This window comes from Rhizorhabdus sp., from assembly GCF_018006725.1.
Classification (GTDB): domain Bacteria; phylum Pseudomonadota; class Alphaproteobacteria; order Sphingomonadales; family Sphingomonadaceae; genus Rhizorhabdus.
Window position 1 is genome coordinate 1 of sequence record NZ_JAGMXV010000126.1, and the last position, 13920, is coordinate 13920.

The window sequence follows — 13920 nt, forward strand, 5'->3', positions numbered from 1 at the left end:
TTGGCCCTTGATCGACGTCACCCGGCGATCGATCGAGGAAACCGCCGCCGGCATCATCAACCTTGCCAATGATCGGGCAGCCAAGCGCGATCAGGTCAAGGACGCCTGATGGCCCCGCCCCGTCTGATCCTCGCCTCCCAGTCGACCTCGCGTCGCGCCATGCTGTCTGCGGCCGGCGTCGAGTTCGAAGCGATGGCCGCCGGCGTCGACGAAGAGGCGATGAAGGAGGGGCTTCGGGCCGAGGGTATTTCGCCCCGCAACCTCGCCGACGCCCTGGCCGAGTTCAAGGCGACGCGGCTTTCGCAGCGCTTTCCCGACGCGCTGGTGCTCGGCTGCGACTCCACGGTCGCGTTCGACGACGATGCGATGATCGACAAGGCCGGCAGCCGCGACGAGCAGCGCGACCTGCTGTTGCGCCTGTCAGGACAACGGCACCGTCTGTGGAGCGCAGCGGTGATCTGCGAGGGGGGGCGGCCCGTCTGGCGTCACCTCGATGTCGCCGCCCTCCACATGCGCCCGCTCGGCGAGGCCTTCGTCGATGCCTATCTGGATGCCGAATGGCCCGCGATCGGCCATTGCGTCGGCGGCTATCGGCTGGAGGGGCGCGGCGCCCAGCTCTTTGCCCGGATCGAGGGAAGCCAGTTCACCATATTAGGCCTGCCGCTGCTGCCGCTGCTCGATTATCTGCGGACCCGGGGAGTCCTGCCGTCATGACCGACGCTGTATCGAACCTGCCCTATGCCGAGGTGATCGGCGATCCGATCGCCCATTCAAAATCGCCGATGATTCACAGATATTGGCTGCAACAGGCGGGAATCGCAGCCGATTACCGCGCCTCTCATATCCGGACCGAGGATCTTCAGAGTTTTTTCGAACAGCGGCGCGCCGATCCGCTCTGGCGTGGCTGCAATGTCACCATCCCGCACAAACAGGCGGTGATGCCCTTCCTCGACGAGATCGATCCGGCCGCGCAGCGCATTGGTGCGGTGAACACGATCGTTCCGCGCGACGGCCGTTTGATCGGCTATAACAGCGACTATGCCGGATTTCTCGAACCGCTGCAGCCGCTGCTCGCGCAACAGCATCTGTTCCGCATGGCGCGGATATTCGGGACCGGCGGCGCGGCCAAGGCGGTCGCGATCGCGCTGCACGATCAGGGCTTCACCTGCGTCATCATCGCCCGCGATCTCGACAAGGCCCGCGCGCTGCGCGAAGCCTTCGAGCCCGACGACCGGCTGGTCGCACCGATCGACATTTTTGCCGAACCCACCGATTTTCCGTTCGACGACCGCCAGGGCATATTGGACGTGGTCGTCAACACCACCTCGCTCGGCATGAAGGGACAGCCGCCGCTGCAGCTCGACTTCAGCCATATCCCGCCCAATGCGGTGATCTACGACATCGTCTATGCCCCGCTCGAGACGCCGCTGCTCGCCGAAGCGCGGGCGCGGGGGCTCCGTACAGTCGACGGACTGCGCATGCTGGTGGGACAGGCGGCGGTGGCCTTCGAACATTTCTTCGGCGTGCCCGCGCCGCGCGGCGCCGACGACGATCTGCGCCGGCAGTTGCTCGCCTGAGCCGAGACATGATGGTCATCGGACTCACCGGCTCCATCGGCATGGGCAAATCGACCGTCTCGGCGATGTTCGCGCGTGCCGGCGTGCCCGTCTACGACGCCGACGCCGAAGTGCACCGCCTTCAGGGCAAGGGTGGACGCCTCGTCGCTGCGATCGAGGCGGCCTTTCCGGGCACGGCCGGCCCCCACGGTATCGACCGCGCTGTGCTGTCGAAGGCGGTGCTTGGCGACAAGGCCGCGCTGCACCGGCTCGAGCGGATCGTCCACCCGGCCCTCGTCGAGTCGCGCCGTCTCTTCCTGCGTCGACATCGCGCGCGGCCGCTCGTTGTGCTCGACATTCCCCTGCTGTTCGAGAAGCGCGGCTGGCGTTCGGTCGACGCGACGGTCGTCGTATCGGCTCCGGCGTGGAAACAGGCGCGGCGGGTGCTCGCAAGACCCGGCATGAACCCGTTGAAACTCAAGCACATCCGTTCGCTCCAGCTCCCAGACCACGAGAAACGGGCCCGCGCTGACTTCGTCATCGACAATGGCGGGACGATCGATCGGACGCGCAGGGCCGTCCGTCATCTCGTCACTTGCTTACGGGCGAACGGAGTCCGATATTGTCGCTCATGCGAGAGATCGTCTTCGACACCGAAACCACCGGCCTGAACCCTGCGACAGGAGACCGGCTCGTCGAAATAGGCTGTGTCGAGATGGTCAACCGGGTCGAGACAGGGCGCACCTATCACGCCTATTTCAATCCCCAGCGCGCCATGCCGATCGAGGCGGAGCAGATCCACGGACTGTCGGATCGCTTCCTCAGCGACAAGCCGCTGTTCAGCGCGCTGGCGGACGAACTTCTCGAATTTCTCGGCGACGCGCCGCTGGTCGCACATAATGCCGGGTTCGACTTCGGCTTCCTCAACGCCGAGCTGACGCTGTGCGGTCGACCGACGATCGCGATGAGCCGGATGATCGATACGGTTCCAATGGCGCGAAAGCTTCATCCTGGAGCCAAGCATACGCTGGATGCGCTGTGCAGCCGCTATGGCATCGACCGCAGCCACCGCATCAAGCACGGTGCGCTGCTGGACGCGCAGCTGCTGGCCCAGGTCTATGTCGAATTGACCGGAGGTCGTCAGATCGGTCTTTCGATCACCGAAATGGTCGTCGAGGAGACGATCGTCGTCGCGGCGTCCACCGCCGTGGTGGCGCGCCCCATCCGGCCGATCAGGCCCCATTTTGCAAGCGAGGAGGAACAGGAAAGACACAAGGCCTTCGTACAGAAGCTCGACGCGCCGCTCTGGCTGGAGGGTGTGGCGGGCTGATTCTATCCGGAAATGTGCGGATGGTGGCGGGCCATCGGGCGCCGCACCATAAGCGTAACACAGTTGGAGAATTGCCATGGAAATTCGTGTTTCGGGACATCAGGTGGACACGGGCGAAGCGCTCCGGACCCATGTCGAGACCCGGCTCCAAGCGATTGCCGACAAATATTTCTCGCGTAGCCTTTCCGCCCACGTGACCTTCGGCCGCGGCCAGCATGGCAACGGCTTTTCCTGCGATATCGTCGCCCATGTGATGCAGGGCGTGATCCTCAAGGGCTCGGGCCACGCGATGGAGGCACATCCCGCCTTCGATCATGCCGCCGACCGGATCGAGACCCAGCTCCGTCGCTATATGCGCCGCCTGAAGTCGCGCACGGCCCCCGTCGCGGTGCCGATCGACGCGATCGACGAGAATGCCGGCTACACCGTTTTCGAGGCGCCCCGTGAAGAGGAACTGGATGAAACCGGCGACAGCCCGGTGATCATCGCCGAGACCCGCGTCGACGTTCCCGATGCCTCGGTTTCCGACGCCGTGATGATGCTCGACCTGCGAAATACGACGGCGCTTCTTTTCCGAAATTCTGGTACCGGCGCCTTCAATATGGTGTATCGGCGCAACGACGGCACGATCGGCTGGGTCGAGCCGAGCCGGGCAGCCGGATAAGGAATAGCGAATCCCGTCGAATGAGTGACAGCAAATCGATGGACGACCTGAGCGACCTGCTGTCGCTGCAGGCGGTGCAGGCCGCTCTTGTCGTCCCCAATAAAAAGGCGCTGTTCCAGCAGCTTGCTGGCGTCGCTTCGAAGCTGGTCGACGTCGATCCCAAACTCGTCGTCGACCGGCTCGTCGAGCGCGAGCGGCTCGGCTCGACGGGCTTCGGCGCGGGTATCGCGATTCCTCACGGAAAGATCGACGGCCTCGATCGGGTCGTCGGTCTGTTCGCGCGACTCGGCACCCCGATCGACTTCGCAGCGATCGACGATCTGCCGGTCGACCTCGTCTTCCTGCTGCTGTCTCCGGTCGATGCCGGAGTCGAGCATCTCAAGGCGCTTGCCCGGGTCAGCCGGCGGCTGCGCGACAAGACGTTCGTGGCGAAGCTGCGGGGTGCCGGTTCGGACGACGCGCTCTATGCGCTGTTTGCGACCGGCGAGACCCGCCACGCCGCCTGAGCCGCAGGGCCATGCCATGAGCGGCGAGACAGGCGCCGAGGCGCATTATCGGGCCCTCGAGTCGCTCTACGCGGCGGCACCGATCAACCAGTTCTTTGCGTCGCGGCTGGAAATTCCCGAAGAGGGCATGGCGCGCATCCATTTCGAGGTGGATCCGCGCCATTATCACGCGGCGGGCGCGGCGCATGGCACCACCTATTTCAAGATGCTCGACGACGCCGCCTTCTATGCGGCGAACAGCCTGGTCAACGACTTCTTCCTGCTGACCACGGCGTTCAACCTGCTGCTCACCCGCCCTATGAAGAAGGGGCCGATCATCGCCGAAGGCCGGTGGGTCAACGGAAGACGCCGGGTTCTGGTCGCCGACGCGCGCCTGATCGATGGCGAGGGCGAGGAGGTGGCGCGGGGCACCGGTACCTTCATGCGGTCGCGCATCGCGCTCGCGAGCCTGCCCGGCTACGCTCGCCCGACCGACAGGCAATGACCGAGGCTCGGCCCACCACGGGACTGTCCGTGTCGGCCCTGATCCGTCGAACCGAAGCGGCGGGTGGCTCCGCGATGGTGCTGGCGAAGGGCGATGCGACCGCAGGGGCTATCCTCCTGCTGCTGTGCGACCGGGGCCACCCCGTCGGTGTGCGCGAACGCGTCTGGCGTTTCGAAGGCGGCTTCGGCCTGGAACCGGTCGGGCCGTCCGATTCGAGCGAGCCGGGAGCGGCTTCGGAGTATATCGCGCGGCGGCGGCGCACCGATCCCGACCTGTGGGCGGTGGAGATCGACCATCCGGATGCTTTGCAGCTCGCATGCGACTGCCTGTGCTAACGCTCCGCCGAGGCCTGGAGGTTCTTGGACCATAGCGGTCTTGTTACACACCCCCCTTATCCCTATCGCCTGACCATGCCCGATTTTCAGAGATTGCACCGGCGGCGGCGCATCGCCGTCAGGGCTTTCCGAATGAGCGGCCCGGTGTGGCGTCGCCGTGCGGCAATCGGCGGCGGCGCGATTCTGATCGGCTTGCTCGCCCTGCTGTTCGCCGAAATGGCCGATGCCGCGGGCCATGTTTTCGGGCGTTTCGTACGGCACTGGCCCTGGGCACCGCTGCTCGTGACACCGTTGGGCTTCGTAGCCATCGTCTGGCTCACCCGCCGGTTCGCTCCGGACGCCAGGGGCTCGGGGATACCGCAGGTCATGGCGGCGACGGCCGATCCCGACGCCTCGATGAAGCGTCTTCTGTCGTTGCGGACCACGGTCGCGAAGTTGTTTCTGACCGTCGCCGCTCTGCTGGTCGGTGGATCGGTGGGACGCGAGGGGCCGACGGTCCAGATCGGCGCGTCGGTGATGGGCTATATGCACAAGCTGATGCGTGTCCCGTTGCGGGCGTCGGTGTTCATCGCCGGGGGGGCGGCGGGCGTGGCTGCGGCGTTCAACACGCCGCTTGCCGGGGTCGCCTTCGCGATCGAGGAACTGGCCGCAGCCTATGAGCAGCGGGTGACGTTGCTGGTCATGGCGGCCGTGTTGATCGCCGGCATGGTCAGTCTCGGCATCGCCGGCGACTATGTCTATTTCGGCCTGGTCACGCAGAAGCTCGCGCCGACACGGGCGATGCTCGTGGCGCCGCTGGCGGGGCTGCTCGGCGGGCTCGCGGGAGCCCTGTTTGCACGGTTCATGCTGGCCTTCGGCAGGGTCGGCACCGGCCCGCTGGGTTGGGCGCGCAATCATCCCATGGCGACGGCGGGACTGTGCGGGCTGATTGTCGCGCTTGTCGGCGTCGCCAGCGGGCTCAGTTGGGGGACCGGCTATGAAACAGCCCGGTCGATCATCTCCGGCGGCACTGCCCCCTGGTGGTATGGTCCCGCAAAATTCGTGGCGACATTGGCGACCGCGCTCTCGGGGCTGCCGGGCGGAATCTTCGCCCCGTCGTTGTCGACTGGTGCCGGTCTGGGACAATTGCTCCGCTATATATTCCCCGACGACCCGGGCGGTGCCGTCGCATTGCTCGGCATGACCGCCTATTTTACCGGCGTCGTGCGGGCGCCGCTGACAGCCGTCATCATCGTGTCCGAGACGACCGGCAGCCGGGCGATGCTGTTGCCACTCCTTGCCGCCGCGCTGGTGGCGGACTTCGTCGCGCGGGCGGTGTCGCCCGAAAAACTCTATCACGGCCTGTCGCGCCGCTTCGCCCCCTGAGCGGGGCTTTATCCCGTTCCCTAATTGTTCTAGACTGCGGCATGGCCGAGCCTTGTCTATCGATCGATGTCGCCCATGCACCAGCGGTGGCGCAGGATGTTGCGCGCGGGGTCGCGCGTCTCTTCCTGCAGGCCGAGATGACTCCGCTGCTGGAGGTTCCGCTCGGCAACGGCAGGCGCGCCGACATGATGGCGATCGACGCGCGCGGTTGCATCACCATCGTCGAGATCAAGGTGTCGCGTGCGGATTTGCTGGGCGACGGCAAATGGCCCGACTATCTCGACTATTGCGACCGTTTCTTCTGGGCCGTTCCCGGTGGTTTCGATTTGTCGCCCTTCGAGACGGAGCATTTCCGCCCACATTGCTGTGGACTGATCGTGGCCGACCGTTATGAGGCCGCTATCCTGCGAGATGCACCGCACCGGCCCTTGTCCGGCGCGCGCCGCAAGGCCGAGACGCTGCGCTTCGCGCGACGCGCTGCCCGGCGCCTGTGGCCCGATCTCGATACCGCGCCGGAGAACTGCGTCTAAGCGACGGCGGCGTTAAAGGCCCGGACCCATTTTGGGCTTGGCGGGTGCCGTCGACTTGGTTTCCTCGATCACCTTCATGACGGCGGCGCCACGGGGATCTTCTTTGGCATAGTCGATCGCGTTCTTGCCGGCGATCCGGTCGGCGATCTTGGGATCGGCGCCATTGGTCAGCAACAGGCGGACCATGGGAATGTTGCGCTGCTGCACGGCGATCACCAGCGGGGTTTCGCCGCTGTTGTTTGTCGCATTGATCTGCGCCTTCTGTCGCAGCAGCAGTTCGGCACCTTCCTGAAAGCCCAGCAATGCGGCCGCGTGGAGCGGGGTGTTGCCCTGACCGTCCTTGATGTTTGGATTGGCGCCCTTGCCCAGCAGGAAGCTCGACCAGGTCAGGTCGCGGCGCTTGATCGTGATCGCCAGCGCGGTCTCACCGGTCGTATAATCCTTGGTGTTGACCAGCGTGGCGCCCGACCCCTGCAGCGCCTTGGTCGCCTTCTCGCCGTCCGACTGCCGCACCGCATTGAGGAAGGTGTAGCTGTCGGAAAATTGCGCGCTTGCAGGTGCGGCGCTGAGCGCGATCGCAGCGGCGGCACAGCCGATCAGGATGTGGCGGTGGATCATCTCGTGTGGCATGTCCCTGTTATGAAACGCGCTTGCATGGCCGCCAATAGCAAAGCATGGCTGGCCTTACCATGAACAAAGCGACCATTTCCTTCTGGCGCGTGGCGTCGGCCGCACTGGTGCTGGCTCTCTTCGCGCCGCTCGGCGGGTGCAGCCCGGCCGCTGAAAAGCCGCCGCTCGCGGATTCGGGTGTCGGCGGCGCCTTCACCCTGACCGATCAGGACGGGCGCAAAGTGTCCGACGGCGACTTTGCCGGCAAATACCGGCTGATCTATTTCGGCTACACCTTCTGCCCCGACGTCTGCCCGGTCGACGTCCAGATCCTTATGAAGGGCTATCGCGAGCTGGAAGCGAGCGATCCCGCCCTGGCGGCGAAGATCCAGCCGATCTTCATCACCGTCGATCCCGAGCGGGACACGCCGGCCGTGCTCAAGCAGTTCGTCGGCGCCTTCCACCCCAAACTGATCGGCCTTACCGGCTCCCCGGCCGAGATTGCCGCGGTCGCGAAAAAATTCGCGATCTATTATCGCAAGCAGCCAGCCGCAGCCGGCTCCGACGCCTATCTGGTCGACCACAGCCGTCAGGCGATGCTGTTCGGGCCGAAGGGCGAGCCCCTGGCGTTGATCACCCAGGACAAGGATGCGGCGGCGGTCGTTTCCGACCTCAAGCGCTGGGCGAAATGACGGCGGTCTCCCGGCCTTTCTGGGAGACGAAGCGGCTCGACCAGATGACCCGCGCCGAGTGGGAATCGCTCTGCGACGGCTGCGGCAAATGCTGCCTGCACAAGCTGGAGGATGAGGAAACGGGCGAGTTGCTGCCAACGAACGTCGCCTGCCGCCTTCTCGATCGTCGCACCGGACTGTGCAAGGATTATAAGAACCGCCGGGTCCATGTCCCCGAATGCGTCCGACTGACGCCGCGCCTCGTCGAGGAAATCGACTGGTTGCCTTCGACCTGCGCCTATCGGCTGCTGGGCGAGGGGCAAGGCCTGCCCGACTGGCATCCGTTGGTAACCGGTGATCCGGAGTCGGTTCATCGGGCTGGCATATCGGTGCGCGGCTGGACCGTGTCGGAGGACGAGGCGGGCGATCTCGAGCATCATCTCGTCGAGCGCGAGCTGTAACGGGTCTGCCATGCCGCCGACCGACATGATCTGGGACGAGGCGGCGATGATCTTCCGCCGCCGTTCCTCCGCACAACTCTCCTTCGAAGCCGGCGGACGCTCACGTCCGTTGGAGGTCCGGCGCATGGCACAGGCGCGGCGCATGCGGCTGAGCGTCGACCCGCGCGACGGCGGCGTGCGGCTGATCCTGCCGCCGCGAGCATCGATGAAGGCGGCGCTCGCCTGGGTGGAAAGCAAGCGCGGCTGGATCGAGGCAGCGCTCGACGCGCTACCCAAGCCCCAGCCGATCCGGCCGGGCATGGTCATCACGGTCGCCGGGGAGGCACTGCGGGTGGAGATTACCGCCAAGGGCCGGATCACCCGACGCGACGGCGACGTCCTGCTGGTGCCCGGTCCCGAGGAGATGATCGGTCCGCGTGTCCTGCGCTGGCTACGGGCGCAGGCGCTCGCGTTGCTGGAGGCGGAGACTCGGCGCTTCGCGGAACTGGCCGGGGTGACCGTCGCGCGGGTGGCGGTCGGCGATCCCCGTGCTCGCTGGGGCAGTTGCTCGGCCAGCGGCGACATACGCTATAGCTGGCGCTTGATCCTTGCTCCACCGGCCGTGCTCGAAGCGACGGTAGCCCATGAGGTCGCGCACCGGCTGCACATGGATCACAGCCCGCGCTTCCACGCCGCTGTCGAGCGCCTTCTCGGTCGCTCGCCCGATGCGGAGCGCGACTGGCTCCGCACGCAGGGGCGCGACCTTTATTGGTTGGGCCGGGCGCCCTGACGCGGCTTCGGCGCGTCGAGTCCGTTCAGAAAGTCCGAACCGAGCGCAGGCTTTTGCGGCTGAGCCGGTGTTGGTGCGCGTGCGGGCTGGGTTGCAGCAGGAGCAGTGCGAGCGGCGGCCGGCTGCGCGATCGGGCGGGTTGGCGGGATGATCGAGGTCGGTCCGACCTGTGGCTCGAACCCGTCTTCCGGATCGGCCTGCAGTTCCTGCCCGGGATCGAGCGCTTCACCCTCCGGGGCGAACAGGCTCTCGTCGGGCGTACCGAAAAAGGCTTCGTCGTCGGGCTCGATCTGGAATTCGGGAAGAGTGACCTGCGTCTCGAACTGTTCGACGGGGCGCTTCGATACCGCGACGCGCATGAAGTCGGCGAAGGCGCGGGCGGGTGCGCGGCCGCCCTGCAGGCCCGAAACCGCCTTGGCGTCGTCGCGGCCCATCCACACGCCCGTCGTAATTCCCGACGAGAAGCCGAGGAACCAGCCATCCTTGTTGGAAGAGGTGGTGCCGGTCTTGCCGGCGACGGGGCGGCCGATCTGGGCGGCGCGCGCGGTGCCGGTGTTGACCGCGGTCTGCAGCAGGTCGGTCATCTCCGCAGCGACCCAGGGGGCGACCAGCACGCGGTTGTCGTCGGCGCGATGCTCGTAGAGCATATTGCCCTTGGCGGTGGTGACCTTGACGATGCCATAGGGAACGACCGCTACGCCCTTGCGCGCCACGGCGGCGAAGGCGCGGGTCATGTCGATCAGGCGGACGTCGGACGTGCCGAGGACCATCGAGGGATGGGTGTTGAGCTTGGAACCTATGCCGAAGCGGCGCGCCATGTCGGCGACCGTGTCGAACCCGACCTCCTGGCCCAGCTTGGCAGCGACGGTGTTGACCGAAAAGGCGAAGGCGGTGCGGATGTCGATCGGCCCCGCAAATTCGCGGTTGCTGTTGCGCGGGCTCCATCCGTCGATGTCGACCGATTCGTCGACGACGGCGGTATCGGGCTTCATCCCGGCTTCGAGCGCGGCGAGGTAGACGAACAGCTTGAAGGCGGAACCCGGCTGCCGTTCGGCCTGGGTCGCCCGGTTATAGATCGAACTCACATAGTCGCGTCCGCCGACCATCGCGCGGACGGCGCCGTCGCGGTCGAGCGCTACGAGCGCACCCTGCGTCCCTGCCGGCGCATTGGCGCGGATCGCGGCGTCTGCGGCCTTCTGCATCTCGGGATCGATCGTGGTCCAGACGTCGATCGGCTCGACCTGTTCGTCGACGAGTTCGTCGAGCTGCGCCAGTGCCCAGTCGGTGAAATAGCGGACGGCATTCTGGTCGCGCTCGGGGGCGAGGCGGACCTTCGACAGGTCGACCTGCTCGGCCTGCGACGGGGTGATCGCGCCGGCGTCCTGCATCACCTCGAGCACCACCTTGGCGCGGCCGATGGCGGCTTCGCGATCGGCGGTGGGCGAATAATGCGACGGCGCCTTGACCAGGCCGGCGATGATCGCGCTTTCGCCCAAGCTCAGCGTCGTTGCGCTATGATCGAAGAATTTGCGCGAGGCGGCATCGATGCCATAGGCGCCGCCGCCGAAATAGACCCGGTTCAGATAGAGTTCGAGGATCTGTTCCTTCGAGAATTTGCGCTCCATGGCGAGCGCCAGGATGATCTCGCGAAACTTACGGCCGAAGCTGTAGGCGTTGGTCAGGAAGATGTTTCGGGCGAGCTGCTGGGTGATCGTCGAGGCGCCCTGCAGACGCCTGCCTTCGCCCTGTCGCTGGAAGGCCAGCCAGGCCGCGCGCGCCATGCCGATCGGGTCGATGCCCGGGTGCATATAATAGCGACGGTCCTCGACCGCGACCATCGCCTTCTTCATGTCGTCCGGGATCTGCGCGACCGGCAGCCAGTCGCCATAGCTCGGCCCGAGCGAGACGATCACCGAGCCGTCGGCCGCGCGGACGCGGACCATCTGGCCATTGGGGCTGGACTTGAGCTCCTCGAAGCCCGGCAGCGAGGCCATGGCGATGAGCACGGCAATGACCAGCGCACCCAGGCCAGCAAGTGCGGCAAAGAGGCTGATCTTGAGCAATTTGCGAAGCCAGCCCATGCGGCGGTTCGGATCCTTGGTTGTCTTGGCGCTGCGGGACATCGGCTGATGCCCGATTAGCGCCTATCCCGACCGCTGCCAAGCGCATCCCCGGTCCTTTTCCACCGGGCGACGACCGAATCCGACGAGCGACATTCCATCGTTCAGCCGTCCCGAGAGGGTTCAGTCGGTTTCCAGGTCGATCGACGCCGAATTGATGCAGTAGCGCAGGCCGTGCGGGCCGGGGCCGTCCGGAAAGACATGGCCCAGATGCCCGTCGCACCGGGCGCAGCGGACTTCGGTTCGGACCATCCCATGACTGGTGTCGACATATTCGCTGATCGCGCGTTCGGCGGCCGGTTCGGTGAAGCTTGGCCAGCCGCAACCCGAATCATATTTGCTGTCGCTGCTGAACAGCAGTTCGCCGCAGCCCGCACAGCGATATTCGCCTTCGTCCTTGGCGTTCCAATATTTGCCGGTGAAGGCGCGCTCGGTCCCGGCCTGGCGGAGCACATGATATTGCTCCGGGGTCAGCCGCGCCCGCCATTCCTCGTCGCTGAGTTCGAACTTGTCCATGACGGCAATGTGGTACCGGGGCTCCATCGGGTCAAGCATCGGGCGGGACGCCAAAGCGCTCGCCTGTGACTCGTATCACTTCCTGCAAGAGGTGCAGCGGCTATCCCGTGGCCCGGCGTTGCATGGCGTCCGAGTTGTTGCGTTGGCGTCGGGGGTGCAGGGGAATCGCCCCCATCTACGCCGTGTAGCTTAGGCTTTCTGTAGCTTGGAATCAGGCAGGCCCGGCGATCAAAGGCCCTCGATCGCCGGGCAGCCATCTGTGATCCTGTGAGCGCCAATTGGCGTGTCAGGCTATTCCGCCGGTGTCGGCGCGCCAGGAACCGATCTGATAGCGCATCATGCGGCGAACCCGCTTCAGCCGGGCGATCTCGCCATCGGGCCTGTGGCGGCTGCGATGATCGGCGATCATGGCATTCAGCCGGGCATGCTCACGTTCCATATAACGGACAAATCGATCCGACATGGTCGTCTCTCCTTTCAGGCTGAGAGAAGTAAGAGCGTTAAGCACCTCATCCTGTCATCCCCGCGATCCGCAAAGCGGACAGCCTCCCGAGGATCGTAGCGTCCCCCTTGACCGCATGATCCCGGACTTTGCCATGGTGAGTCAATGGGCGCCTGTAAGCCCTTGATCTCAATCGTTTTGAAAGTACGACGAATGGGCTCGGTGCATGGCATGTCGCGACGGGACGAGGCACGGCTGCGATCAGCGGTGGAGGAAATGGCGAAGTAAATGATTGAGAGGGCGTGCTTTTCAGCCCCATCACCCCCGAACAGTCCCATCGCGACTCGACAGCATCGCGACCCCTTCCGCCGGACTGGATGATCGCGCCGCATTTCCGTCGCGCAACCACGTCGGATCCCGTTGCCACGGACCGTACATGGCCGGACCAGTCATACGACGTCAGGACATCGAATAGAGCGTAAGGCTCATCGCGAAGTCCCGGGCTTCGCCTGGGGCAATCGACAGGATACCCGGCTTGTCCGCTATTTTCCCGTCGAAACCGGCCGGATCGCTATACCCTTGCCAGGGCTCTATGCAGAGAAAGCCGGCACCGGGCTTCGTCCAGAAAGCGAGGTGAGGCATGCCGGGAAAGGCAAACCGGACACTGTTGCGTTGTCCGGTAAACGTCAGCGCGCGACTGCGCGGGCAATCGAGGATCAGCGCATCCTCCCCGAACAGGCTATCGTCGAGAGCAAGCCGCTTGCCGGCGATCGGGCTCGGACGGGCGACCGGATCGACCAGGCCGTCGCAGTCGAGGCGCCGCACCGCTGCCGGTTCTTCCTCGTCGAAGAGGATTTCGTGTGAAGATCGATCGTCTTCGCCCGGCAGCGGCCAGCGCAGGGCGGGGTGAAAGCCGAAGCTCGCGGGCATCGGCTCAGCCCCTTGATTGAGGACTTCGGCGCTGATCGTCAGCGTCGACCCTTCCACCGCGTAGCGCACGTCCAATCGGAAATCGAACGGCCAGCTTTCGCGGATGGCGGGCGTCGGCTCCAGCCGGAGGGTTACGCTGTCATGACTGTGGTCGACGCAGCGGAAGAAGCTGTTTCGCGCAAAACCATGTCGCGGCAGCTTATAGCTCTGCTCTCCGGTTCGGAAGCGACCGCCCGCCAGTGTCCCGACGATCGGAAAGAGCAGCGGCGCCCGCCCGGACCAATAGGCAGGATCGCCATCCCACAGCCAGTCGGCACCAGCGTGATCGACGAGGCGGACGAGCTCGGCGCCCGCCTCCGATATCTGGGCCGCCAGCCGTTCGGAACTGATCCGGTGGACGGCGGGATCGGCCATGTGGTTCAACCTTCCTGCGCGCCCTCGCTCTCGCCCTCGGACGCGTCTTTCAGATAGGGCTCGACCGGACCCTGCAGCTTGATCGTCAGCGGATTGCCCTTGCGATCGCGGGTATTGCCCACCGACACGCGAATCCAGCCCTCGCTGACGCAATATTCCTCGACATTGGTCTTCTCGACACCCTTGAATCGGATGCCCACGCCGCGCTCGAGCAGGGC

At 65.5% G+C, this 13920-nt stretch carries 20 protein-coding genes and 1 pseudogene; 14 read left to right on the plus strand and 7 right to left on the minus strand.

Annotated features, from left to right (window positions below; genetic code table 11):
• From KAY22_RS16510 to KAY22_RS16550, 9 genes and pseudogenes are all read left to right on the plus strand, one after another.
• Window positions 1-109 (plus strand): annotated as a pseudogene (locus tag KAY22_RS16510) (phosphoenolpyruvate synthase regulatory protein); the annotation flags it as partial.
• Complete coding sequence (locus tag KAY22_RS16515; protein ID WP_296624451.1) at window positions 109-714, plus strand: nucleoside triphosphate pyrophosphatase; 606 nt, start codon at window positions 109-111, stop codon at window positions 712-714. The pseudogene KAY22_RS16510 and the gene KAY22_RS16515, both read left to right, overlap by 1 nt.
• Window positions 711-1577 (plus strand): shikimate dehydrogenase, encoded by an 867-nt coding sequence (gene aroE / locus KAY22_RS16520; RefSeq protein WP_296624452.1) that lies wholly within the window; start codon window positions 711-713, stop codon window positions 1575-1577. The genes KAY22_RS16515 and aroE overlap by 4 nt, the downstream gene beginning before the upstream one ends.
• An 8-nt stretch (window positions 1578-1585) precedes the next feature.
• On the plus strand, window positions 1586-2227 hold the full coding sequence (coaE, locus tag KAY22_RS16525; protein WP_296624453.1) for a dephospho-CoA kinase: 642 nt from the start codon (window positions 1586-1588) through the stop codon (window positions 2225-2227).
• A complete protein-coding gene (gene dnaQ, locus KAY22_RS16530) occupies window positions 2188-2886 on the plus strand; it encodes a DNA polymerase III subunit epsilon (RefSeq protein ID WP_296624467.1) in 699 nt (232 codons plus the stop codon). Before coaE ends, dnaQ begins: the two co-directional genes overlap by 40 nt.
• Window positions 2887-2962: 76 nt before the next feature.
• Window positions 2963-3550 (plus strand): ribosome-associated translation inhibitor RaiA, encoded by a 588-nt coding sequence (raiA, locus tag KAY22_RS16535; RefSeq protein WP_296624454.1) that lies wholly within the window; start codon window positions 2963-2965, stop codon window positions 3548-3550.
• A 38-nt stretch (window positions 3551-3588) separates the two neighbouring features.
• Window positions 3589-4056: a PTS sugar transporter subunit IIA gene (locus KAY22_RS16540; RefSeq protein ID WP_296624468.1), complete on the plus strand. Its 468-nt coding sequence runs from the start codon at window positions 3589-3591 to the stop codon at window positions 4054-4056.
• A gap of 16 nt (window positions 4057-4072) precedes the next feature.
• On the plus strand, window positions 4073-4540 hold the full coding sequence (locus KAY22_RS16545; RefSeq protein WP_296624455.1) for a PaaI family thioesterase: 468 nt from the start codon (window positions 4073-4075) through the stop codon (window positions 4538-4540).
• Window positions 4537-4875 (plus strand): DUF1491 family protein, encoded by a 339-nt coding sequence (locus KAY22_RS16550; protein ID WP_296624456.1) that lies wholly within the window; start codon window positions 4537-4539, stop codon window positions 4873-4875. The genes KAY22_RS16545 and KAY22_RS16550 overlap by 4 nt, the downstream gene beginning before the upstream one ends.
• A gap of 86 nt (window positions 4876-4961) precedes the next feature.
• Here KAY22_RS16550 and KAY22_RS27960 read toward each other — a convergent pair whose 3' ends face one another.
• The gene (locus KAY22_RS27960; RefSeq protein ID WP_366514097.1) at window positions 4962-5300 is read right to left on the minus strand and encodes a twin-arginine translocation signal domain-containing protein; all 339 of its coding nucleotides are present in this window, start codon (window positions 5298-5300) and stop codon (window positions 4962-4964) included.
• On the opposite strand from KAY22_RS27960, the gene KAY22_RS16555 reads away from it, so the two are divergent.
• Both KAY22_RS16555 and KAY22_RS16560 read left to right on the plus strand, forming a co-directional pair.
• Window positions 5182-6240, plus strand: coding sequence for a chloride channel protein (locus KAY22_RS16555; protein ID WP_366514098.1), 1059 nt, complete (start codon window positions 5182-5184; stop codon window positions 6238-6240). The genes KAY22_RS27960 and KAY22_RS16555 overlap by 119 nt on opposite strands.
• 41 nt (window positions 6241-6281) lie before the next feature.
• On the plus strand, window positions 6282-6770 hold the full coding sequence (locus KAY22_RS16560) for an MmcB family DNA repair protein (RefSeq protein ID WP_296624458.1): 489 nt from the start codon (window positions 6282-6284) through the stop codon (window positions 6768-6770).
• Window positions 6771-6782: 12 nt separating this feature from the next.
• Here the strand turns inward: KAY22_RS16560 and KAY22_RS16565 are convergent, their stop codons facing one another.
• On the minus strand, window positions 6783-7388 hold the full coding sequence (locus KAY22_RS16565; RefSeq protein ID WP_296624459.1) for an ankyrin repeat domain-containing protein: 606 nt from the start codon (window positions 7386-7388) through the stop codon (window positions 6783-6785).
• A 56-nt stretch (window positions 7389-7444) separates the two neighbouring features.
• Between KAY22_RS16565 and KAY22_RS16570 the strand changes: the two genes are divergently transcribed.
• Genes KAY22_RS16570 through KAY22_RS16580 form a run of 3 tightly spaced genes read left to right on the plus strand, consistent with a single transcriptional unit; the run spans window position 7445 to window position 9280 of the window.
• On the plus strand, window positions 7445-8071 hold the full coding sequence (locus KAY22_RS16570) for an SCO family protein (RefSeq protein WP_296624460.1): 627 nt from the start codon (window positions 7445-7447) through the stop codon (window positions 8069-8071).
• Window positions 8068-8511: a YcgN family cysteine cluster protein gene (locus KAY22_RS16575; RefSeq protein WP_296624461.1), complete on the plus strand. Its 444-nt coding sequence runs from the start codon at window positions 8068-8070 to the stop codon at window positions 8509-8511. The genes KAY22_RS16570 and KAY22_RS16575 overlap by 4 nt, the downstream gene beginning before the upstream one ends.
• Window positions 8512-8557: 46 nt before the next feature.
• Window positions 8558-9280: a SprT family zinc-dependent metalloprotease gene (locus KAY22_RS16580; RefSeq protein WP_296624469.1), complete on the plus strand. Its 723-nt coding sequence runs from the start codon at window positions 8558-8560 to the stop codon at window positions 9278-9280.
• Here the strand turns inward: KAY22_RS16580 and KAY22_RS16585 are convergent.
• The 5 genes from KAY22_RS16585 to KAY22_RS16605 form a co-directional block, all read right to left on the minus strand.
• A complete protein-coding gene (locus KAY22_RS16585; protein ID WP_296624462.1) occupies window positions 9256-11403 on the minus strand; it encodes a PBP1A family penicillin-binding protein in 2148 nt (715 codons plus the stop codon). The two genes, KAY22_RS16580 and KAY22_RS16585, sit on opposite strands and share 25 nt — an antisense overlap.
• Before the next feature lie 120 nt (window positions 11404-11523).
• Window positions 11524-11955: a peptide-methionine (R)-S-oxide reductase MsrB gene (gene msrB, locus KAY22_RS16590; RefSeq protein WP_296624463.1), complete on the minus strand. Its 432-nt coding sequence runs from the start codon at window positions 11953-11955 to the stop codon at window positions 11524-11526.
• 247 nt (window positions 11956-12202) lie between these two features.
• The gene (locus KAY22_RS16595; RefSeq protein WP_296624464.1) at window positions 12203-12379 is read right to left on the minus strand and encodes a hypothetical protein; all 177 of its coding nucleotides are present in this window, start codon (window positions 12377-12379) and stop codon (window positions 12203-12205) included.
• 438 nt (window positions 12380-12817) lie between these two features.
• Window positions 12818-13702, minus strand: a complete 885-nt coding sequence (locus tag KAY22_RS16600; protein WP_296624465.1) for an aldose 1-epimerase family protein — start codon at window positions 13700-13702, stop codon at window positions 12818-12820.
• Between the two features lie 5 nt (window positions 13703-13707).
• A partial coding sequence (locus KAY22_RS16605) for a DUF3297 family protein (protein ID WP_296624466.1) occupies window positions 13708-13920 on the minus strand: 213 nt, incomplete at its 5' end.

Bases quoted from the DNA above. Each gene is read 5' to 3' on its own strand.
- KAY22_RS16515 (WP_296624451.1), top strand. From the start codon at position 109: ATGGCCCCGCCCCGTCTGATCCTCGCCTCCCAGTCGACCTCGCGTCGC.
- coaE (WP_296624453.1), top strand. From the start codon at position 1,586: ATGATGGTCATCGGACTCACCGGCTCCATCGGCATGGGCAAATCGACC.
- KAY22_RS16585 (WP_296624462.1), bottom strand. From the start codon at position 11,403: ATGTCCCGCAGCGCCAAGACAACCAAGGATCCGAACCGCCGCATGGGC.
- KAY22_RS16565 (WP_296624459.1), bottom strand. From the start codon at position 7,388: ATGATCCACCGCCACATCCTGATCGGCTGTGCCGCCGCTGCGATCGCG.
- KAY22_RS16560 (WP_296624458.1), top strand. From the start codon at position 6,282: ATGGCCGAGCCTTGTCTATCGATCGATGTCGCCCATGCACCAGCGGTG.
- KAY22_RS16570 (WP_296624460.1), top strand. From the start codon at position 7,445: ATGGCTGGCCTTACCATGAACAAAGCGACCATTTCCTTCTGGCGCGTG.
- dnaQ (WP_296624467.1), top strand. From the start codon at position 2,188: ATGCGAGAGATCGTCTTCGACACCGAAACCACCGGCCTGAACCCTGCG.
- KAY22_RS16550 (WP_296624456.1), top strand. From the start codon at position 4,537: ATGACCGAGGCTCGGCCCACCACGGGACTGTCCGTGTCGGCCCTGATC.
- raiA (WP_296624454.1), top strand. From the start codon at position 2,963: ATGGAAATTCGTGTTTCGGGACATCAGGTGGACACGGGCGAAGCGCTC.
- KAY22_RS16580 (WP_296624469.1), top strand. From the start codon at position 8,558: ATGATCTTCCGCCGCCGTTCCTCCGCACAACTCTCCTTCGAAGCCGGC.
- KAY22_RS16600 (WP_296624465.1), bottom strand. From the start codon at position 13,702: ATGGCCGATCCCGCCGTCCACCGGATCAGTTCCGAACGGCTGGCGGCC.
- KAY22_RS16540 (WP_296624468.1), top strand. From the start codon at position 3,589: ATGGACGACCTGAGCGACCTGCTGTCGCTGCAGGCGGTGCAGGCCGCT.
- aroE (WP_296624452.1), top strand. From the start codon at position 711: ATGACCGACGCTGTATCGAACCTGCCCTATGCCGAGGTGATCGGCGAT.
- msrB (WP_296624463.1), bottom strand. From the start codon at position 11,955: ATGCTTGACCCGATGGAGCCCCGGTACCACATTGCCGTCATGGACAAG.
- KAY22_RS16595 (WP_296624464.1), bottom strand. From the start codon at position 12,379: ATGTCGGATCGATTTGTCCGTTATATGGAACGTGAGCATGCCCGGCTG.
- KAY22_RS16545 (WP_296624455.1), top strand. From the start codon at position 4,073: ATGAGCGGCGAGACAGGCGCCGAGGCGCATTATCGGGCCCTCGAGTCG.
- KAY22_RS16575 (WP_296624461.1), top strand. From the start codon at position 8,068: ATGACGGCGGTCTCCCGGCCTTTCTGGGAGACGAAGCGGCTCGACCAG.